The organism is Nodosilinea sp. E11, from assembly GCF_032813545.1.
Lineage (GTDB): Bacteria > Cyanobacteriota > Cyanobacteriia > Phormidesmidales > Phormidesmidaceae > Nodosilinea.
Genome location: NZ_CP136520.1, coordinates 487615 through 506098, shown reverse-complemented (window position 1 = coordinate 506098; position 18484 = coordinate 487615). Strand labels below are relative to the sequence as shown.

Annotated in this window: 18 protein-coding genes; 2 read left to right on the top strand and 16 right to left on the bottom strand. The window is 58.8% G+C overall.

Annotated features, from left to right (window positions below):
• Positions 1-317 precede the first annotated feature (317 nt).
• The 6 genes from RRF56_RS04765 to RRF56_RS04740 all read right to left on the bottom strand — a co-directional run bounded on the left by RRF56_RS04765 (position 318) and on the right by RRF56_RS04740 (position 6311).
• Positions 318-563, bottom strand: a complete 246-nt coding sequence (locus RRF56_RS04765) for a hypothetical protein (protein ID WP_317036484.1) — start codon at positions 561-563, stop codon at positions 318-320.
• Positions 564-1035: 472 nt separating this feature from the next.
• Positions 1036-1731: an ABC transporter ATP-binding protein gene (locus RRF56_RS04760; protein WP_317036483.1), complete on the bottom strand. Its 696-nt coding sequence runs from the start codon at positions 1729-1731 to the stop codon at positions 1036-1038.
• Positions 1718-2647: an ABC transporter ATP-binding protein gene (locus tag RRF56_RS04755; RefSeq protein WP_317036482.1), complete on the bottom strand. Its 930-nt coding sequence runs from the start codon at positions 2645-2647 to the stop codon at positions 1718-1720. The genes RRF56_RS04760 and RRF56_RS04755 overlap by 14 nt, the downstream gene beginning before the upstream one ends.
• Positions 2648-2827: 180 nt before the next feature.
• Entirely contained in the window at positions 2828-3688 is an 861-nt protein-coding gene (locus tag RRF56_RS04750) for an ABC transporter permease (RefSeq protein WP_317036481.1), read from the bottom strand.
• Positions 3685-4686, bottom strand: coding sequence for an ABC transporter permease (locus RRF56_RS04745; RefSeq protein WP_410510535.1), 1002 nt, complete (start codon positions 4684-4686; stop codon positions 3685-3687). The genes RRF56_RS04750 and RRF56_RS04745 overlap by 4 nt, the downstream gene beginning before the upstream one ends.
• Positions 4671-6311: an ABC transporter substrate-binding protein gene (locus RRF56_RS04740; protein ID WP_317036479.1), complete on the bottom strand. Its 1641-nt coding sequence runs from the start codon at positions 6309-6311 to the stop codon at positions 4671-4673. Before RRF56_RS04740 ends, RRF56_RS04745 begins: the two co-directional genes overlap by 16 nt.
• Before the next feature lie 621 nt (positions 6312-6932).
• On the opposite strand from RRF56_RS04740, the gene RRF56_RS04735 reads away from it, so the two are divergent.
• A complete protein-coding gene (locus RRF56_RS04735; protein WP_317036478.1) occupies positions 6933-8057 on the top strand; it encodes a fatty acid desaturase in 1125 nt (374 codons plus the stop codon).
• A gap of 133 nt (positions 8058-8190) precedes the next feature.
• Here RRF56_RS04735 and RRF56_RS04730 read toward each other — a convergent pair whose 3' ends face one another.
• The 6 genes from RRF56_RS04730 to RRF56_RS04705 all read right to left on the bottom strand — a co-directional run bounded on the left by RRF56_RS04730 (position 8191) and on the right by RRF56_RS04705 (position 14575).
• Positions 8191-8583: an SCO5389 family protein gene (locus tag RRF56_RS04730; protein WP_317036477.1), complete on the bottom strand. Its 393-nt coding sequence runs from the start codon at positions 8581-8583 to the stop codon at positions 8191-8193.
• A 185-nt stretch (positions 8584-8768) separates the two neighbouring features.
• A complete protein-coding gene (locus RRF56_RS04725) occupies positions 8769-9614 on the bottom strand; it encodes an ABC transporter substrate-binding protein (protein WP_317036476.1) in 846 nt (281 codons plus the stop codon).
• Between the two features lie 111 nt (positions 9615-9725).
• On the bottom strand, positions 9726-12269 hold the full coding sequence (locus tag RRF56_RS04720) for a TonB-dependent hemoglobin/transferrin/lactoferrin family receptor (RefSeq protein ID WP_317036475.1): 2544 nt from the start codon (positions 12267-12269) through the stop codon (positions 9726-9728).
• A 296-nt stretch (positions 12270-12565) separates the two neighbouring features.
• A complete protein-coding gene (locus RRF56_RS04715; protein ID WP_317036474.1) occupies positions 12566-13399 on the bottom strand; it encodes an ABC transporter ATP-binding protein in 834 nt (277 codons plus the stop codon).
• Between the two features lies 1 nt (position 13400).
• The gene (locus RRF56_RS04710) at positions 13401-14447 is read right to left on the bottom strand and encodes an iron ABC transporter permease (protein ID WP_317036473.1); all 1047 of its coding nucleotides are present in this window, start codon (positions 14445-14447) and stop codon (positions 13401-13403) included.
• The gene (locus tag RRF56_RS04705; protein ID WP_317036472.1) at positions 14441-14575 is read right to left on the bottom strand and encodes a hypothetical protein; all 135 of its coding nucleotides are present in this window, start codon (positions 14573-14575) and stop codon (positions 14441-14443) included. Before RRF56_RS04705 ends, RRF56_RS04710 begins: the two co-directional genes overlap by 7 nt.
• Positions 14576-14915: 340 nt before the next feature.
• Between RRF56_RS04705 and RRF56_RS04700 the strand changes: the two genes are divergently transcribed.
• A complete protein-coding gene (locus RRF56_RS04700) occupies positions 14916-15590 on the top strand; it encodes a Fe2+-dependent dioxygenase (protein ID WP_317036471.1) in 675 nt (224 codons plus the stop codon).
• 254 nt (positions 15591-15844) lie between these two features.
• Here the strand turns inward: RRF56_RS04700 and RRF56_RS04695 are convergent, their stop codons facing one another.
• The 4 genes from RRF56_RS04695 to RRF56_RS04680 all read right to left on the bottom strand — a co-directional run bounded on the left by RRF56_RS04695 (position 15845) and on the right by RRF56_RS04680 (position 18351).
• Entirely contained in the window at positions 15845-16687 is an 843-nt protein-coding gene (locus RRF56_RS04695; protein WP_317036470.1) for a DUF3598 family protein, read from the bottom strand.
• Positions 16688-16775: 88 nt separating this feature from the next.
• Entirely contained in the window at positions 16776-17270 is a 495-nt protein-coding gene (locus tag RRF56_RS04690; protein WP_317036469.1) for a MogA/MoaB family molybdenum cofactor biosynthesis protein, read from the bottom strand.
• A gap of 11 nt (positions 17271-17281) precedes the next feature.
• Positions 17282-17617: a photosystem II reaction center protein Psb28 gene (gene psb28, locus RRF56_RS04685; RefSeq protein ID WP_317036468.1), complete on the bottom strand. Its 336-nt coding sequence runs from the start codon at positions 17615-17617 to the stop codon at positions 17282-17284.
• 86 nt (positions 17618-17703) lie between these two features.
• A complete protein-coding gene (locus RRF56_RS04680) occupies positions 17704-18351 on the bottom strand; it encodes a hypothetical protein (RefSeq protein WP_317036467.1) in 648 nt (215 codons plus the stop codon).
• Positions 18352-18484 lie beyond the last annotated feature (133 nt).

Below are 18484 nucleotides of genomic sequence, written 5' to 3'. Positions count from 1 at the left end.
TAAGTCTATCCTGAAAATTTTAGGATTTTTCGCTCTGCAACATGGATTTCCAATGCAATGTCAAATCCATGTCATAAGTTTTTCTTTTTAATGAGCAATTTCGGCATAGACATGGCTAATGTAAATCGCGATCGCAGAGTTTCCTCAATGCACCTGTCGTTGGCCCCAATCGCATCCGCAACCGCTTGTCCCTGGACAATCGGAGGCCGATCCAGGGTTTGTGTGTATTGGGTAATGGGAGGATCGCCGTAGGAGCAAACGGCCGTTTGCTCCTACCCAAATTCATGCGTCAAGTCAGCAGCGTCACCAATTGAGAACTAATCAATCCACATCTCGGCAGGCGTTGACGCCGGTACATGGGTTGTGGACGCACTGGCAGTGGCGAGGTTAAACCACCCCACCGCCAACAGGAGCCCGAACCCACAGCCCAACAAAAAAGTCCAGGCGTGGGACGGCTCCAGCACGCAGAGCAGGCGGCGATCGCCGCTATAGACCTGCACTAACCAGCCTTCGCTGGTGTTGTTAAATCTGGTTTGCAATTGAGTTGAGTCAAACTTGTTCATGGTGTCCGCTCCATGCTGATCGAATGTGTGTGATGGTGGCAGGCCAGAGCCCGCCGCTACGAAAACACCTGTTAGCAATTCATCCCGAATCCGAGTTCCATACCCCCGATACCCAACCGGTCAACCTGTAGGGGCGTTGGCATAGCCTGGCCAGAGGCCTTACCGCCGTTCGCCCAGTGGACTTGGGGGTAGCCAAGTAGAATTTAGCATCACCTGTAATAGAGCCTGTCTCAAGGAGAGAGACTGATCGCTCAAGCCTGCCATTGATGGCGAGCAAAAGATAGAAGTCTATGCTTTTGCCTTGAGCGATATTATTAAGTCTATATGTAGATTTACGGGTTGAGGGGTGGTGATCGCGCCAGAGGGATAAGTGTTTTTTATGGCAGCCTTCCAAGAATCTGCGCCAGGCTTTCTCAGCCGAGGGTGGTGATTCACCGACCCTCGGCATAAAGAGGTGGGGTAAGGCCAACGGTTAAAGCACCCTTTCCAGGCTAGTGTCATGGGTTTGGACCGGGTCGCCAGCCAGGTCTAGAATGCGATGATTTAAGCCCGGCTTGGCGGGGCCACGGTCTACTTGAGTGCTTTGATCGCCGTGGCACAACCGCTCTAGTAGGGGTTTGTCGTGGCTAATGGCGATCACCCCCACCTGATTTTGGCGGGCAAACTCTAGAATCACCTGCCAGATCAAAGCCTGGGTATTGGCGTCTAGCATCGCCGTCATTTCGTCGGCAATCAGGTAGCGGGTCTGGCGGTTGAGCACCCGGGCGATCGCGACTCGCTGCAACTCTCCCCCGCTCAGCTCGTGGGGGTAGCGGGTTAGCCAGCCGGGGTGAATGCCCAGGGCATCGAGGTGGTGCATCTGGGGCGGGTGCCCTTCGCGCAAGATGCGATCGATGCGCCAGCGGGGGTTCACTGCCAGTTCTGGGTTCTGAAAAACAAGCTGCACCGGGCAATAGCCACGGGTGGGGAGTGGCTGTTCATCCAGGGTGATCTGGCCGCGTGTGGGGGCCAAATAGCCTGCCAGCAGCTTGCCCAGGGTGGTTTTGCCGTAGCCCGATGGGGCCATCAGCCCCACGACCTGCCCTGGGGCCACCGACAGCGAACGATCTTGCACCACCCAGGGCAAATGAGCCCCGTAGCGAAACCAAAGCCCATTACCCTTCAGCATGAATACACCTCACCCAACCTTGACGGACTAATCGTGATGCAGGACGATCCTGCCTGCACTCAGCGGTGACCCAGGGGCAGCGATCGCTAAACAGACACCCCCCGGGCAACTGCTCTGGACTTGGCTGATTTCCTGGCACCGGCACAAACTCGTTCTGCGGTAGCGATCGCCATAGCGCCTGAGTATAAGGGTGGCGCAGATTGCCGGTAGCGAAGTCTTTAGCCGCCGCAATCTCCACCGTAGTGCCCGCATAGAACACCGCCACCCGATCGGCCACCTGAAGCGCTGCTTCAATATCGTGGGTAATCAAAATCACTCCCCGCCCACCCTGGGCCAGTTCCCGCAGGTGGTTGAGGGTCTCGGTCACCACATCAGGGTGCAGCCCTGGCGTCGGCTCATCGGCAATTACCAAGTCGGCCTGGGTCACCACCGCCGTTGAGACCAGCACCCGCCGCGCCATTCCCCCCGATAGCTGAAACGGGTAGCGCTGCCGGGTCGTGGCGGGCAACTCGTAGCGGGCAAAGGTGCGATCGACCGCCACCCGAGCCGCCCCTGCTGACAGCCCATTCAATCGCCCCACCCGCTGCACCTGCTGACCCACCGTCATCAATGGGTCTAAGTAACCCACCGACTGAGGCACCAGCGCGATCGCCTTGCCCCGCAGCGCTCGACACCGCTCTGGGGTCAGGGGTGCCCCCTGAAACTGCATCGTCCCGCTCAGGTGAGCGTTCTCCGGCAAGATCCCCAGTAGGGCATGGGCCAAGAGGCTCTTCCCCGACCCGCTGGCCCCGACCACCGCCACCACTTCCCCGGCCTCTACGGTCAAATCTAGATCAGTAATCACCGTCAACTGCTTGCGGCGCAGCCCCTGGTCGTACTGGGTGAAGGTGATGCTGAGGTTGGCGATGGAGAGCATGGGGGAGTGAAGGAGTGAAGGAGTGAAGGAGTGAAGAAGCGAAGGAGTGAAGGAGTGGATGGGTTTCGGGTATCAGCAGCCGTAGGGTGGGCATTGCCCACCAGCAACTTTGGTACGATGCACCGTTTCCGGTAACCGGAATGCCCACGAGCGTTGCATCCGGCAGCACAGGTTCTCTCGCTACCCCTGACTCGTCTTCGGATCGAGCAGCGATCGCACATTTTCCCCCAGCCAGTCGAAGGCTTTGACCGAGAGCAATAGCAGCAGCCCCGGCATTACCCCCAGCCACCAGTAGCCGGTCGAGAGGTGGCGCATTGACTCGGCCAAAATAATGCCGATCGCCGGAATGTGGGGCGACAGGCCAATGCCAATAAACGACAGCGCTGCCTCGTGCAAAATCGCGTGGGGGAACAGCAAAATTAGCCCCACCAGCAGCTGTGGGATCACGTGGGGCACCATGTGGTGGCGGGCAATCCACAGCGACGACTGGCCAAAGCGGCGAGACAGGTGCACATAGTCAGAACTGGTCACCTGCAATACTTCGGCGCGAATCACCCGCGCCAGGCTGGTCCAGTGGGTCAGGGCCACGGCGATAATCACACCCTGGGTGCCGCCCCCCACCGCAAAGGCGATCAAAATCAGCAGCACCAGGTGGGGCAAGCTGAAGAAAACATCGACAATCCAGGTGATGACGGCATCGATCCAGCCGCCGAGGGTGCCCGCCGCCAAGCCCAGACCGGTGCCAATCAGGGCGCTGATGCCCGCCGCCAGCAGGCCCACCTGCAAACTCAGCGACATGCCGTGGAGCGAACGGCTGAGCATATCTCGACCCAGCCAGTCGGTACCGAAGGGATGAGCAAAAGACGGCGGCTGGTTGCGCTGAATCAGCACCGGGCTGAGGCCACTGTCGCCGATTACCCAGGGGCTGACGATGATGGCCAGCAGCACCAGGGCACAGAGGGCAATGCCCCAGAGGGTCCGTTGTCGCCGACTGCCTTGGGAGCGTAGAACCGGGGTTGAAACCGGAGCTGTAGTAGTCATGATTGCCAACCTCCTAGCCGAATACGGGGATCGACGAGGGGGTAGGCCAGATCGGCCAGGGTGTTGCCGGTGTAGACAAACAGGGCACTAAAGAACACAATGCCCACCAGCAACGGCACATCGCTACGCAGGGCCGCCTGTACCGTTGCTGCCCCCAGCCCTGGGTAGGCAAACACCTGTTCCACCAGTACCGAGCCGCCAAACAGTTCGCTCAAAGAGGCAAATTGCAGGGTCAGCGCCGGCAGAATAATGTTGCGGAGGCCGTGGTGGCGAATGATGCCCCCCAGGCTCTCGCCCTGGGCGCGGGCAAACAGCACGTAGTCACTATTTAAGATGTCAATCAGCTTTTGTCGGGTGTGCAGAGCAATGTTGGCAATGCCGATGATGCTGAGGGTAATGGCGGGCAGCAGTAGATGGTGCAAGTGCTGCCCGAGGGTAATGTCTGCGGCCAGCACACCGGGGGGGGCGGCGCAGCAGATCGGGGTCAGCCTGAGCGATACCGAGAAGGTAATCAGCAGCAGCAGCGCTACCCAAAAGGTGGGGGCCGAGGCCAGGGTGTAGGCATAGAGGCGAATGGCGCGATCGCACCAACTCCCCGCTAGCGCCCCGGCTAAAATACCCATGCCTAGCCCTAACAGGCCCGAGAGCAACCAGGCGATCGCCAGCATCTGCAACGACGCCTGAAACCGGGTAGCAATCACGGTGGCCACCGGCTGATTAAACACCAGCGAGGTGCCCCAGTTGCCCTGCATCAGCTGCCCCAGCCAGTCCCAAAACCGCACGATCATCGGCTGGTCTAGCCCCCAGCGCTCAGCGATCAGCTCGCGCTGCTCGGGGCTAATTTGCATCATGTCGGCCCCAATGTAGGCTTGCAGGGGGTCGATGGGCGACAGGCTGAGCAGCACAAAGGTAAACACCGCCACCGCCAGCAGCAGCAGCCCCAGCCGCAGTAACTTTTGCAGAGCGAAGAGCAAAATGGCTCTTAATTGCATGTCCATCTCCACTCGGCAATGTTGGCGGTAATCGGCCAGCCGTGGCCGTGGGGTTCAACCTGGGGTTGGCCAATATCTAGACAATCGCTGACGAAGTAGGTGTGGTCGAGGTTGACCAGCCAGGCCCAGGCGGCATCGCCCTGAGCTGTAAAGCCCTGGTTGCCATCCCACTGAGCGGCTTGCCAAAATGCGATCGCCTCTGCCTCCGTCGGTGCGCCCATGGCCAAATCTAGGGTGCTGTCAATGACCGAGTTGGCGTAGTACCCCGCGTTGTTAAAATCTCCCTGGGCAGATTGGCTGTGGTAGAGGTTGTAGATTTCGGTCTGGTCGTGGCTGCCCCAGCCAAACAACACCACATTGCTGTGCATCGCCGGGGTAATTTCACTCCAGCCCTTGCCCTCCACATTGGCTTGAATGCCGATGGGCTTGATCATTTCTGCCGCAGACAGGGCCAGGGCCTGCCGGGTGCTGTCGTTGGCCGGGTAGAGAATGGTGAACTCAGCTCTGAGCCCCTCTTTCTCTAGCACACCGTCGCCATTGCTATCGGCCCAGCCCGCTGCCGCTAAAATCTCCTTGGCCCGGTCTGGGTCACCATCCTTAATGGCGGCCTTGGGTTCGTCCCAGGCCAGCCCGCTCACCGGTCCGTAGGCGGGCGAGCCGTAGCCTTCTAGCACGCCGTCTACCAGCGCCTGGCGGTCAATGGCAAAGTTTATCGCCTGCCGAATCGCCAGATCGGCGGTGACGTCGTTACCAATCGGGTCGCCGTTGGGGGTCGTGCGGCCTGTGGCCGGTTCGTAGGGAAACATCAGCCCCCGGTTATCGACGCTGGTCACGTTGTATAGGGTCATGCCCTCAATGCTTTGCACTGCTAGCGACTGCGGCACACTTGCCACCTGAGACTGCCCCGAGCGCGCTGCCGCAAAGGCCCCATCTTCTTCCACAAACAAAAACACCAGCCGCTGAATGCCTGGGGCATCGCCGTAGTAGTTGGGGTTGGCTTCAACAATCAGCTGCTGCCCCTCACTCCACTGCACTAGTTGGTAGGGGCCAGACCCAATGGGGTTGCGGGCGTAGTCGGGGCCGTGGGCGTGCTCGGGCACAATGCCCAGGGTAATCAGCCGATTCACAAAGGTGCTCTGGGGCTGCCTGAGCCGGAGTTCAACGGTGGTGTCGTCGGTGGCAACGGCCTCCTCTAGCATGGTCACATCGGTCAGACCGCCGCTTTCGGCGGCTTTGTTAAAGGTATAGGCGACATCGGCGGCAGTCAGCGGTTCGCCATCAGAAAACACCACGTCATCGCGAATTGTCACTGTCCAGGTCAACCGATCCTCGCTGACGGTGTAGTCGGTCGCCAGGTCATTGACAATGTCGAGGTTTTCGTCGCGTCTCAGCAGCGTGCTCTGAAATAGGGGCGACCCGTAGCGGCCCCAGCCCAAGGTCGGGTCATAGCCCTCGTCGCTTTCGCCGCCAATGGTCAGCACAATTTGCTCGGCTGAGCCGGTCTGCGATCGCCCGGCAGTGTTTGAAACCTCAGCGGATTCCTGAGAGCCAGAGCCGCACCCGACTAACATCTGACCCAGCAAGACGGCTCCTAAGGATAGCCTTGACAGGCTCAGTCTTCGATTCATCATGGTTCAAGATCCACTCGGTGCAAGTGCTTTACTGGCACTTTGAGACCCGGAGCCTACCACTTGTCTTGGAATCAGAGCAATGCGGGGGAGAGGGATAGCCGCCACCGCAATTGGCTCTTGCCGGAGCTGTTTACCCCCCGTTTACCCGTGGGGCCGACCCGGTACCCGGCTGGGTCGTTTCGGTCACCCTATCCTTGCAAGGCTGCAGATCGCCAGCACCCAGAAACCAACTCGATCTTGCTGTTAGAATCGGATGACTATGCCCTATCGCCTAACCCCACAAACTTGCCAATCACACCTTCCTACAGCCATGCTTGTCTTTTTCAAAAACAGGCCCCAAAACGGGAGGAGTTCTCCATTGCAGAGGCATAGCACGTCAAAGCTAAGCGCTTTCAAGGCGATCTACAGCATTTTTGAAGTTAGTCGGGTACGTGGCTCGCCGCAAAACCACTAATTTCTAAGCATCGAACTGTACCTCACGCAGCAAGATACTGCTGCAATCTCTCATCGGCGATCGCAGATACCCTCTAGCGGCTCGCTGACCGGGGTTCCTGGAGATTTACTTAGGGACAGGTATTTAGATGCCCAACAAAAATGCCATCCATAGCAGAATTTTACCTAATGAAAACCCAAATCAAAAAATCTGATTTTATCCTCAAGCCCTACATGGAGAGCAATGACTGGCTGGCAACCTGGCAAATTCTCAATACCCTAGTTCCTTATCTGGTTCTGTGGGTATTAGCCATCAAAGCAGCCTCCATTTCTCTGTGGTTGCTGCCGCCGATTGTGGGTTTAATTGTGCTTTTTGCCCTCCGCAGCTTTTCGCTGATGCACGACTGCGGCCACTACTCGCTCTTTCGGTCAAAACGAGCCAACCGAATTGTTGGTTTTATGCTGGGCCTAATCAACGCTATTCCCCAGTACGGTTGGTCTAGGGATCACGCCTATCATCACAAAACGAATGGAGACTGGGAGCGATATCGGGGCGTTGCCGATTTTCTCTCTACTGATGAGTTTTCTAAGCTCAGCCCATCAGACCAAAAGCTCTATGAAAGGCTACGGCAGCCCCTCATGGCTATTCCTGGAGGGTTTTTCTATCTGGCCATTAAGCCGAGACTCACCCTGGTGGCTGGCATCTATGAATTTGTGAGCTATGCCTGGACGACCTGGCGGCAAAACCCTGACCTTAGCTGGTCAGACATTGTCGCCAAGCATCGATCGCGACACTGGCTGTCAGCCGCAGAATTTTGGGATTTGCTGCTGAACAATGTCTGCGTCATTGGGGGTTGCCTGATGTTGGGATATTGGCTAGGGTTTGGGCTCTTTTTGGGCCTATATTCCATTGTCCTAACGCTCTCTGCCACTATTTTCATTTGGATCTTTTTTGTTCAGCATATTTTTGAAGATGCCTATGCCCATAAAACTGAAACCTGGGACTATGTTTTGGGGGCCGTTGAAGGCAGCACGTATCTTCAACTGCCACCTGTTCTAAACTGGTTTACCGCAGATATTGGCTATCACAACATTCACCATCTCTCAGAGAGAATTCCTAACTATTACATCAAGGCCTGCTACCACAAAAATAGTCACCTCCTGACGCAGGTTAAAACGCTCCGTCTGGTGGATATGCCCAACTGTGCAAGGTTCATTCTTTGGGATGCTGCTGCCAGCCGTTTAGTCTCCGTTGACTCTTTTCGCGCCGCTGCCCTGGCGGAACCCGTGGGGGCTAAGTCGGTGACCGTCTAATGCCAAGCAGGTGCTCTCGCTCGACCAGCTAGACGATCCCCTGAGGGTACCGTCTAGAAGCTCTACCTAATCTGAACTACAGAACCCCGATTCCCAACAGGAACCCCCTAGGGGGTTCCTGTTGGGAATCGATCTAGCAGTCTCGCATCTCGGGGGTTTGGTTCAAAATTTGGCTACGAACAGAGACAAAGTCGCGGTAGATCTCAGACTCAAGGGCCTCCGGGCGAAAGACCGCTAGCCGATGGCAATTTTGGAATGCGAGTTTGAGCTGGAAGTGACGCTCTACGGCTCCCCGAATGGCGTCTCCGCCAACCATCCGCAGCAGTTGCCCCCGTGCCTGTTCACTGGGTGGAGCCACGGCATGATCGGCCCAGTCTGCCCCTTGGCTATCGACGGTGTGCGCTAGTTGCTCAACAATGCCCCAGGCGTAGGGCAGAGACTGACGAATGCTCTCTACAAAGGCGGCCTCATCAATTTGATTACGCTCAGCCTGATCAATCAACAATGCACCAACCATTAAAGACATAGAGGTTTTACAAATCACTACCCCAGCAAGATAAAATACTAAATCGCTTAGAAATGATAATCATTATCAAACTTAGTAATCGTCCCACTGGCCGTCTCCTCGGTGGGCTCTAGCGGTTTGTGCCGTTATGGCAGCAGGCCTAGCGCCATAGGCGACCCATCATCGCTTGTGACAGAGGTACCACTCTAAAATAGTGCGCCGAGCTGGGTGCAGGTCTGCTCAATGCTGGCCAGGCTGCCGGGGTTGACCAGGCCAAAGTAGTCAAAGCTGTACACCTGGTCTTGCTGGGTGGCCTTGAGCTGGCTCCAGAAGGGTTCACCCTTGAGCTGATCGAGCAGGTTTTCGCCCGCATCGACCACAAGTAAAACCTCTGGATTGGCATCTAGCACCTTTTCTTCGGGTAGCGTGATGTAGCCCTGGAAGGGGCTGTCGCCCTGGAGGTCGGCGGCGACGTTAGTCACGTTGAACTGGGCTAAAAAATCGCCGGCCCAGCTGCTGTTGTTGGGCGTGAGCAGGGGCTGACGGCTGACCAACACTAAGGTGGTGGGGCTGGTGTCTGGGGCCATGGCCAAGCAGGCATCGTAGCGATCGCGCAGGGGTTGGGGGTCAGCTTCCACCAGGGCGGATAGGGATTCGGTCAGCGATCGCAGATCGTCCCAGCTATTTACTTCGGTGGTGAGGGTGGCAATGCCCAGTTCGTCGAGTCGTTGCAGGGTGCGATCGTGAAACCCTGCGGCACCGATCACCAGGGTGGGCTCTAGGGCCACAATCTGCTCCAGGTCAGGTTCGGTGCGCCCCTCGCTGACGGTAGGCAGGCCCTCAAACCGGGCATCATCCCGCAGCAGGGTGTTGCCAGGAATGCCCACCAGGGCATCGTCATCCAGGGTCTGTATCAGATCGGCACTGAGAGAGGTAAGGGCGACAATCCGATTGTCAGTGGTCTCGGGTGCAACCGCCGCTGAGGGAGCGTTTTGACCGCTACAGGCAGCGAGGGGGAAGAGGATGAGGGGGAGGAGAAAGGGATGTTTCATGGGTGGATGGGTAGGGGGTAGATGGGTAGGGGGCATTTGCGGCTATGGACGAGGCTTTGGCGGCCAATCCTGCGCCGCAATGCACCCTAGTTCTCCTAGGCAAAATAATTTTTAAAACCGGTAATTTAACCCCAGGCGCACATTGGTGCCTGCCTGGCTAAATTGAGAGATCGCTTCGTTGTTGGGGCGATCGCGCACTTCAGAATACTGGTAGTACTCGGTATTCAGCAGGTTGTAGAGGCCGAGATTGAGGCCCAGGGCCGGGGTGACATTGTAGGCGGCGATCGCATCTACCAGGGCGTAGGCATCGGGCACAAAGTTAGTGTTACCATCGGGCACTCGGGCACGACCGACAAAGGTGCCGATCAGCTCGGCCCGCCAGCGGTCTTCGGGGGCCTGGTAGCGCAGCCCCGCTACAGCGCTGAAGGGGTCCACCGTGGTCAGAGGCCGATTTGTGGTGAGGTCATCGCCCTGGGCAAAGGCGAGGCTGGCCAGCAGGCTAAAGCCGCTGGGGTCAGGGCTAAAGCGATATTCGCCACCAAACTCGACGCCGTAGATGCGAGCGCTGCCAATGTTGATCGCCTGAAACTGGCTGACTCGCTGGGTGGGCGGGCAGAAGGCGGCGGCAATTAGGCAGCGGGTGCCCACCTGCTGTTCGGCGGCGATGAAGTTGTTGTAGGTGTTGTAAAAGCCGGTCAAGCGAGCATTCCACTGAGGGAAGTTGCCCCGCACCCCCACTTCAAAGCTGTTGCTCGACTCGGGCTGGAGATTGGGGTTGGAGAGGGTTTCATACTTAAAGAAGGCCCCGGCCAGGTTGGTAAAGCTGCCGGTAATCTCGCTGTAGAGCGGTGCCCGAAAGCCCCGTGCATACTGACCGTAGAAGGAAATTTCGGGGGTAGCTTCGTACAGCACCGCCACTCGCGGCGACAGGGCCGAGGCGGTCAGGTCTACGGTTTGGCCACGAAAGATGCCGTCGTCAATGGTTTGCAGGTCGTAGTGGTCAAAGCGCAGCCCAGCGATCACATTCAGCGGCCCGATCGCCATCTCATCCTGCACGTAAAAGCCCAGGCGCAGGGTGTTGGCATCGGCAAAGTCTTTAATTGGAAAAATTTGGTCGGCCCCGGTGCCAAAGACGTTGGTGACGGCTCCCGTCACTAGGTTGGTCTGGATGCGATCGCGCGGCCTAGAGTTAAAGGTCTGTGACACATCGACCCCGTAGGTAAGGCGGTGATCGACATTGCCCGTGGCAAAGTCACTGCGCAACTGCACCTCGCCGCCGTAGGTGTTGGTGATGAACTGGTTGTTGCTGTTGCGCCGTACCGGCGAACCGGCAAACCCCGGCCCGGTGCCTGTGGGCCGTAGCTCCTGCACCACTTCGGTCGTGTTGGCCACCTGGTAGTAGAGTTGTCCCCGAGCAAATTGTAAGAATGACTCGCTGTCAAGGTCGTCAAACTCGTAGGACAGACTGAGGCGGGTGCGATCGATCCGGTTTTCGCCGCTAGAACTCAGGGCCAGGGGGTCGACATTGCCGGGGGCCAGCCCGTAGGCGGTGCGACGGTTCACGTCTTCGAAAATCAGGCTGAGGGAGCTGACCTCATCGGGGAAATAGACCACGTTGCCGTAGAAGTTGGTATCACCAATGTCGATGCTATCGGTGAACCGGGAGGGGGCAAAGTTGCTCAGTTCGCGCCCGTCGCGGCGGCTCAGCACAAACACGCTTTCTACGTCCTCATTTCTAAAGGCGATGCGCGCTGCCGACTCTAGGCCGCCCACGGCGCTGCTGTAGGTGCTAAACACATCCCCGGCCACGCTGTCGTCTGGCCCCAGCAGATCGCTGGGTTGCAGCGAGCGAAAGCTGATCACCCCGCCGAGGGCATCGCTGCCGTAGAGGGTGGAGGCCGGACCGCGCAGCACTTCTACGGCTTGTAGGGTGGCAAAATCGACATAGTCACCCCGTCCTACCCGAAAGCCGCGCGGCGGCGCATTGCCGAAAGAAAACTGGTCAGGCAGGCGAATGCCGTCGAGCTGAAACAGAATGCGGTTGCCCCCAATGCCGCGAATGGTCACGTCTTGGGTGCCGTAGCGCTGGAGCGCCCCCGCCGCCGACACCCCCGGCTCGTAGCGCAGCAGGTCGTCGAGGCCCTGAATTTGGTAGAACTCAAAGTCTTCCAGTTCAAACACGGTGACAGTCGCGGGCAGCGCGTCCACAGCGCGAGGGGTACGGGTGCCGGTGACAGTAATGCGCAGGGTGCCGCCGGGGGTGAACTCGACCTCGGGTAGATCGTTGGCGGTTTGGGCGAGGGTGTCGGGTGTTTGGGGCAGGGTGTCGGGTATCGGGTATCGGGTGTCAGGGGCAGGTAGTAGGGCAGCGCTGGTGACCTCCGAGGTTTCGACTTCTGAGAGCAGCGGGGGGAGCGCGGGCTGGGCCGCGAGGGGGGCTGGGCTAGGCTCAGCGGCAGCAACCGGTGCATGTTCGGCTAGGGGTTGGGCCAGAGACTGATAGGAAGAGTCGTCATTAGCTAAGTGAGAGAGTTCGCCCGACTCCTGGGCTCCCTTAGGTTCGACAGACGCTGCATGGGCTACATCCCAGAGCAGCACTAGTAACAGTGGCGTACTACAAACAAGAAAAATTCTCAATAAAAATTGCTTAAACATCTCTACACTCCTCACGGAAAAACAAAAGCTAGGGCTTGAAAGGGAAACTCAGGGGCCAGAAACCGGGCTTCTAAAGCGACATCTGCATCCCCTCCTCGGAGGGGCAGGGGTGGGTTGCATCCCCTCCCAGGAGGGGTAGGGGTGGGTTATATCCCCTCCTGGGAGGGGCAGGGGTGGGTTTATATCCCCTCCTGGGAGGGGCAGGGGTGGGTTCGTCCAGATTCCGCAACCCACCCCGCCCTCCGGGCACCCCTCCGAGGCGGGGATGGGTTTGGGGGAGAAACCAGGTGTTTGGCCTAGGGCTGAGCTAAAGACGGCGGGCGATCGCTGCAAAAACCGGGTTCTGCACTCCGATCGCTAGCGGCGACAGGAAACACCTGCTGGCCGAAGGGGGTCGCCAAAATCTCCACCTCTACCTGAAACACCTGTCGCAGGTTCTCAGGCGTCAGCACTTCAGGGGGCGGGCCGATCGCCCAGAGAAAACCCTGGCGCAGCATTGCCATGCGATCGCAGTACCGCGCCGCCAAATTAATGTCGTGCAGCACGGTGATGATTGAGAGCGATCGCTCTCGGTTCAACCGCTTCAGCAGTTCCAGCAGCTGAAGCTGGTAGTGAATATCTAAAAACGTAGTCGGCTCATCTAGCAGCAGCACCTGGGGGTTTTGGGCCAGGGCCAGGGCGAGAAAGGCCCGCTGGCGTTCGCCGCCAGAAAGCTCGGCCACGGGGCGATCGCGATACTGCTCGATCTCTGTCCAGGCCAGCGCCTGGGCCACCTGGTGCTGGCCTTTGGCATCGAGATCCCACTGCCACCAGGGCTGGTGGGGCGATCGCCCCAGGCTGACCAACTGCTGTACGGTCAACCCCTCGGGTAGAGTTTGCTGCTGGGGCAGCAGGGCTAGCCGCTGGGCCACCGCCGTGGGCGACAGACTGTGCAGGTCTCGACCTGCCAGAATAACGCTACCCCCCTGGGGTTTAAGCACTCGGCTGAGCAGCCGCAGCAGGGTAGACTTGCCCGAGCCGTTGGCCCCCACCAGGCATAGCCATTCCCCCGGCTCCACCGCCAAATTAACGCTGTGGACTATAGGGCGCTGGTCGTAGCCACCAGACAAATTACGGGATTCTAAAGGCATCTCAGCGTCCTCCTGCCAGGTTATTGCGGCGAGATAGCAGCCAAATAAATACGGGTGCCCCCAGAAAGGCCGTCACCACCCCCACCGGCAGTTCTACCGGGCCAGAGCGCGCCGCCAGGTCTGCCGCCGCCAGCACCAGGGCACCCCCGAGCGCCGAAAACGGCAGCACCAGCCGGTAGTCGGTGCCCACCAGCAGCCGCACGCCGTGGGGCACAATCAGTCCTACAAAGCCCACCAGCCCGGCAATGCTGGCGGCCCCGGCGGCCAGAAAGGTAGCGGCAGCCCCGATTAACAGGCGCGATCGCACCAGCGACGTACCCAAGCCCACCGCCAGGTCATCCCCCAGGTTCAACAGGTTCACCTGGCGGGCCAGCAGACAGCCGGCTACCAGAGCCACCACCAGCCCCGGCCCCACCAGTCGCACCTCTGCCCAGCCCCGGCCGTTAAAGCTGCCGATCAGCCAGTTCAGCGCCGCCTGAATGCGGCTATCCTGCGCCATCAGCAGCATCAGTGACTGAATGGCCCCAAAGAATGAGCTAAAGGCGACCCCGCCCAAAATTAACCGCTCCACTGACAGCCTGCCTCGGCGGTAGGCCAGCAGGTAGACCAGGGCCGTGGTGGCGATCGCCCCTAGCCAGGCCCCCAGGGGCACCCACACCTGCCACAGACCCAGGGTGACCACCAGCACCACCACCAGCCCCGCCCCCGACGATATCCCCAGCAAAAACGGACTGGCCAACCCATTGCGCAGCATGCCCTGAAGCAATGCCCCCGAAACGCCCAGGGCCGCCCCCACCAGCAGTGCCGCCACTAGCCGAGGCAGCCGCAGATCCCACAAAATCACTTGGTGAGTAGCATTGCCCTGGCGCAGCAGTGCCGCCCACAGCTCTGGCCCCGTCATGGCCACCGAACCCTGAGTCAGGGACAGCCCTACCACCAGGGCCAACCCCAGCAGCAGCAGCCCCAGGGCCAGAGTTAGCCGGTATGGCCCCTGCGCCGCTCGAACAGTCTGTATAGAAGGTTTGGAAGGTTTTTCCAGCGTCACCATTCGCTCAAGTCCCGCAGCATTGGCTCGATTTTCAAGGTATGCAACGCCGCCTGGCCAATGGTGGCGTGAGCATAGTTTTTCAGGTAAAGGTTTGCCTGTTCCACCAGGCCCAACCGGCGATCGCCCATCGCTAACCCCTTGCGTCCCAGGGTGAGGCGCTGTTATTGCCAGTCACACAAGCGGTGCCGGTGGGTTGTTTTAATCGAGTACCCATAGGTCTTTATTGCAAAACACTATCAAGAAGCATTCACTCGTATTTGCGATCCATTGTCAAGCTTAAGCGGGAGCAAATTATACAAAGCCTGGTTTGGTGAGGGTTGACTCACCGCTGGTCAGTGCCGTCTGGTATGGCTTATGCTAATCATTCCTGATATCTATAGCCCTGTGGGCACGCCCTAACCCACTGGTTTCTGAAACCCAGTCCCCAAAACCCAGTCCCCTTCCCCCACGCTTGTTTGTTAACCCCCTATGATTCTCTGCATTGGCGACGTTCTCTCTGCTGATGATCTGCAAACTATCGCCGCTAGCCTAGCCAAGGCGGCCTTCGTAGACGGTAAAACCACCGCAGGCTGGCATGCCCAAGCGGTCAAGCACAACCGCCAACTGCCCAGAGAGGCCCCAGAACTAGAGCCGATTCGAGCGCTGATTTTGGCTGCCCTCCAACGCCATCCCCTATTTCAAATTGCCGTGCGGCCCCGGCTCATTCACCCAATGTTGATCAGCCGCTACGACCCGGGGATGGCCTATGGAACCCATACCGACAATGCTCTGATGGTTGCTCAGGGCCAACCGATGCGATCGGACGTATCGTTGACCCTCTTTCTCAGTGACCCAGCCACCTACGACGGTGGCGAACTGGTGATCGATAGCCCCCAGGGGGAGCAGGCGTTTAAGCTCGATGCTGGAGCTATGGTGGTGTATCCGTCCTCCACCCTGCACCGGGTCGAGACCGTGACCAGAGGCGTGCGCCTAGCCGCCGTGAGCTGGGTGCAGAGTCTAGTGCGCGACCCCGCCGAGCGGGAAATCTTGTTTGATCTAGATACCGTCTGCCAAACGCTGTTTGAGCGCTGTGGTAAAACCCGCGAGTTTGACCTGCTGGCAAAGACTCGGGCTAATTTGCTGCGGCAGTGGGCGGAGGTTTAGCGGGGCCGGTGTCAGGATCAGGATGTCACAGCAAGCTATCATTCCCACGGAAGTGGGCATCCATGGTGGATACGTGACTCCAGGATGGATTTTCGTCTCTGCGGGAACGACAGGCAGGCCGTTTTCTGTAAGTTATAGCCATGATCACCTGGGTTAGGACATCCAGAAGCCCAAAAAACGTTTGAACGTTCAAACGTTCTTAAGGGAGATGTCTTAACCAGGCTGGCCACAGCTATAAGTAATCGGACTTCAGATTACGGGAGTTTCTGCTCAATGACTAGGGTGAGGCTTTCCCAGGTACCTTGGGCATTGTAGGTGCGGATTAGTCGCTGCCGCAGGGTGGAACTAATCAGCCAGCCCACTTCTAGAAAAAACGGCTGACCCGACTGAAGAGAGGAGGGAAAGGTGGCTGAGGCCCCGCCCGGCAATAGCAGCACCGTGACAGGCTGGCGGCCCTGGTCAAAGCGCAGGGTAGCCCCCACCGCCTGCCCCTGGGTTTGCAGCGGTGGGCTGTCACCAAAAGTGAGCTGTTGGATGATGCCATTGCCCCCGGCTGGCTGAATCTCTAGGCGAGTCGCCATGGTCTGCGGAGGTTGCCAGTCGGGAAACACGGTTTCTGCCTGGCCCACCCAAGTCCCCAACAGCTGATTTACCGATAGATCGGGGCGCATAGTCGGGGCGCTGCCCTGACACTGTTCACGAATTAGCGTCAGGCTGCCCAGGGTAGGCTGTTTAGGAAAAATCTGAGCTAGCCGCAGCCGCTCGGTTCCGTGGATGAGGCCCAGCTCGGCTCCAAACTCGCTCACCGGGCTGCGCTGAATCGAGCCCTGGGAAAAGGCCCCGGTTTCACAAAACAAGACCCCTCGCCCCAGGGAGCTATACTCCAGGACGGTTTCGCTTAGGGGCTGGTCGGGGGGATATTTGCGAATAGTTTGGCGCAGGGTGTTGCCTCCGTTGAGGGGCAGCAGAGCCACCTCCGACGGGATATCTTGCTGCACCTCGCCAGTGGGAGAAAGCTGGGTAAACGACCCCACCCAGGTACCCTGATTTTTGAGCAGGCGCGCCCACTGGGATGAGGGAGCCGAGGCAGAGGTCATAGCGTTGGGTAAAAAAGGGACAGGGGGTGTAAAGGCTCGGAGTCTGACCCTCTACACCAAAATCTTGCTCTTTGGATTGACCGCCCCCTTAGGTTTGCAGCACACTCACCAGATGGGGAAGCTCTGGCAAAATCAGCGCCTCCATGGCCAGGGTGACGGCTTTGCTAGAACCAGGCAAAGAAAACAGCAGTTTGGCCTGATAAACCCCCGCCACCGCGCGGGAGGCCATGGCGCGAGAACCAATTTCGGCAAAGCTGAGCTGACGAAACAGTTCGCCAAACCCCGGCAGGGTTTTTTCTAGCAGGGCCGCGACGGCATCGTAGGTGGTGTCGCGGGAGGCAATGCCGGTACCGCCTGTGAGCAAGATGCAGTCTATGTCGGCCCGCTGGGCCAGGGTTTGGCAGAGTGCAGCAATGCGATCGGGCTCGTCGGGCACGATGCGGTAGTCGTGGACCAAATGCCCCGCCGTGGTGAGCAGGGTTTGCAAGATCTGCCCGCTGCGATCGCTCTCGACTGTACGGGTGTCGCTCACTGTGACGACCGCACAACCCACCGGTCGCGATAAAGGCTGGGGATGGGCCATAGTCAGGGCAACTAGCTCTTGGTGAAACCCAGACCGTTTTGTTCAGCGTAGCGGTTCATAAACCGCATAAAGCGATCCCAATCGGCTTCGCTTTTCATCACGTAGATCGCTTCAATGCCTGCGGGTTCGCCATTGATGAACTTGCCGTTGACGTCTCGGGTCACCAGTTCCCCTTCTTCGTCAACGAGATACATGCCGGTGATCTCCACCCCTTCCTGCTGCGAGAGCGCCTGGGGATAGTCGAAATAAAAGGTGGCCGTACCGTCTGAACCATCCTTAGCGCGGGTGAGGCGAACATCGGGAATTACGGGTTCTGCAATGCCACGGGCAAACTGAATTTCGGCCATGCCAAACGTCCTAAGCTGAGAGTGCAATTTATAAAGATTTATTCTCTCACGATACCGGGATCAGCGCAGGGGACTGGCGCTGTCTCCTAGTCGGCCCCCATCGGGTCAGCACTCAGCACCGTAAACGATTCGGCCAGGGCCACGGCCACCTCGGGGCTGACGTCTTCGCAGTTGCCCAGAGACTCAAACAGGTCGCCAATGTAGGTGGCCCCAATCAAGCGGTAGGCACCGGAGGGGCCTAGCATCCAGTCGGTGAAGAGGTTGGGTTCAGGGAACTGGCTCTGCATATCGGCTTCGGCAAAGGGGCCGTAGTTGAGGCCGTAGCCCTGATCGCCAAACAGCGGCGGCTGAAGGGGAAGGCGGTTTTCGGTGGGTAGCGGGTCACCAATGCCATCGGCGGCAAATTCGACGGCAAAGCACTGGTTAAGATCATTTTGGTAGACCACTAGGTAGGCGGGGCCAGGGTCGCCCTGGTCAATCCGCATTTCTACGATCGCAAAGGCGGGCGGCACCTCGCCGGGCACCACCACATCTACCCCCAGGCTAGTGAGCTGGCTGGTTTGGTCGGGGGCCATTTGCGCTAGAAACGCTCCGTCTGGGGGCGGTGGCGGGCCGGGAGCATTAAGGGGAGCAGAGGGGGGCGGGTCACCCGTTAAACTCTGGCGATCGCAGGCGACCCCGGTAGCTAGCACTAACCCAATGATCAGCAATTTGAGTCCTATTGCCCTGGCCAAGGTGAGCCTCTCCACTTGGTATCGCCGCTATCTTATCGCGGCGACTGGCCAACGATTCTAAAGCCCTACATCTGGATGAAACCTGTGGGATGATGAGGCCCTAATGCTCTTAGTCTCTCCTGGAGTTACCCCG

Coding starts and splice junctions, on each gene's coding strand:
- RRF56_RS04705 (WP_317036472.1), bottom strand. CDS start 14,575: ATGGGCGATCGCCGGTTGGGCCTGGTGGAACAGGCAAACCTTTACCTG.
- psb28 (WP_317036468.1), bottom strand. CDS start 17,617: ATGGCCGAAATTCAGTTTGCCCGTGGCATTGCAGAACCCGTAATTCCC.
- RRF56_RS04755 (WP_317036482.1), bottom strand. CDS start 2,647: ATGCTCTCCATCGCCAACCTCAGCATCACCTTCACCCAGTACGACCAG.
- RRF56_RS04765 (WP_317036484.1), bottom strand. CDS start 563: ATGAACAAGTTTGACTCAACTCAATTGCAAACCAGATTTAACAACACC.
- RRF56_RS04720 (WP_317036475.1), bottom strand. CDS start 12,269: ATGTTTAAGCAATTTTTATTGAGAATTTTTCTTGTTTGTAGTACGCCA.
- RRF56_RS04695 (WP_317036470.1), bottom strand. CDS start 16,687: ATGACCTCTGCCTCGGCTCCCTCATCCCAGTGGGCGCGCCTGCTCAAA.
- RRF56_RS04740 (WP_317036479.1), bottom strand. CDS start 6,311: ATGATGAATCGAAGACTGAGCCTGTCAAGGCTATCCTTAGGAGCCGTC.
- RRF56_RS04760 (WP_317036483.1), bottom strand. CDS start 1,731: ATGCTGAAGGGTAATGGGCTTTGGTTTCGCTACGGGGCTCATTTGCCC.
- RRF56_RS04690 (WP_317036469.1), bottom strand. CDS start 17,270: ATGGCCCATCCCCAGCCTTTATCGCGACCGGTGGGTTGTGCGGTCGTC.
- RRF56_RS04715 (WP_317036474.1), bottom strand. CDS start 13,399: ATGCCTTTAGAATCCCGTAATTTGTCTGGTGGCTACGACCAGCGCCCT.
- RRF56_RS04730 (WP_317036477.1), bottom strand. CDS start 8,583: ATGTCTTTAATGGTTGGTGCATTGTTGATTGATCAGGCTGAGCGTAAT.
- RRF56_RS04750 (WP_317036481.1), bottom strand. CDS start 3,688: ATGACTACTACAGCTCCGGTTTCAACCCCGGTTCTACGCTCCCAAGGC.
- RRF56_RS04710 (WP_317036473.1), bottom strand. CDS start 14,447: ATGGTGACGCTGGAAAAACCTTCCAAACCTTCTATACAGACTGTTCGA.
- RRF56_RS04725 (WP_317036476.1), bottom strand. CDS start 9,614: ATGAAACATCCCTTTCTCCTCCCCCTCATCCTCTTCCCCCTCGCTGCC.
- RRF56_RS04700 (WP_317036471.1), top strand. CDS start 14,916: ATGATTCTCTGCATTGGCGACGTTCTCTCTGCTGATGATCTGCAAACT.
- RRF56_RS04745 (WP_410510535.1), bottom strand. CDS start 4,686: ATGGACATGCAATTAAGAGCCATTTTGCTCTTCGCTCTGCAAAAGTTA.
- RRF56_RS04735 (WP_317036478.1), top strand. CDS start 6,933: ATGAAAACCCAAATCAAAAAATCTGATTTTATCCTCAAGCCCTACATG.